Source organism: Neisseria sp. P0019.S003 (assembly GCF_051957115.1).
Taxonomy (GTDB): Bacteria; Pseudomonadota; Gammaproteobacteria; order Burkholderiales; family Neisseriaceae; genus Neisseria; species Neisseria flavescens_D.
Window position 1 is genome coordinate 1 of record NZ_JBQCWT010000024.1, and the last position, 758, is coordinate 758.

1 protein-coding gene is annotated in these 758 nt (G+C 50.7%); it reads left to right on the top strand.

Translation table 11 applies throughout. From position 1 onward, the window contains the following. Positions 1-223: 223 nt before the first annotated feature. The gene (locus ACTHTS_RS10875) at positions 224-724 is read left to right on the top strand and encodes an OsmC family protein (protein WP_440370038.1); all 501 of its coding nucleotides are present in this window, start codon (positions 224-226) and stop codon (positions 722-724) included. The last annotated feature ends 34 nt before the right edge of the window (positions 725-758 follow it).

Below are 758 nucleotides of genomic sequence, written 5' to 3' on the forward strand. Positions count from 1 at the left end.
TTGGCAAAATCCACCAAACCCGAACGTATGGCGGAAAACTTGAACGTCTTTGACTTTGCCCTCAGCGATGAAGACAAAGCTGAAATTGCCAAACTGGACGGCACGTTCGCCGCCATCGTCAATCACGACACGGTGGATAATTTGAAACGCATCTCCGCGTGGAAAATGGGCGTGTAAGTGTAGCGAAAAACCATCTGCAATTCATCATATGAAAGGATAAAACATGATTAACGGGTTAGATATCGAACGTTTCCGAACTACCATGGCAGCGGTTGAAAACGACCATGCAAAAGGCAAGGCAGTATTACGCGCCGATTCGCGCTGGGTATCCGGCACGAAGAATGAAATCTCCGTGCGCCGCTTCCCTGCCTTTACCACAGACGAACCGAAAAACATGGGCGGTGAAAACGCCGCCCCAAATCCGGTGGAATACCTGATCAGCGCTGCGGCAGGCTGCTGCTCCATAGGTTTCGAGTTGCAAGCAGCATTGGCAGGCGTGAAACTGGAACAGTTTGAAATATCCGCAAGCGGCGGTATCGACATGGCCAAACTGTTTGGCATGGAAGATGGCTACGGCGGACTGGATAATCTGGTGCTAACCGTAAAAGTAAAAGCCGACGCCGACCTTCCTACCCTGCAAAATTTCGCCGACCGCTCAGCCGCCACCTCGCCAGTGTTGAACAGCCTGAAAGCGCGGGCAAAAGTGGTTGTGGAAAAAATCTAGACGACTCAAACCGTTTTCTTGTTTTCATTTCGTT

What these genes read in the sequence shown, in the direction of transcription:
- ACTHTS_RS10875 (WP_440370038.1), top strand. Translation starts at nt 224, where the DNA reads ATGATTAACGGGTTAGATATCGAACGTTTCCGAACTACCATGGCAGCG.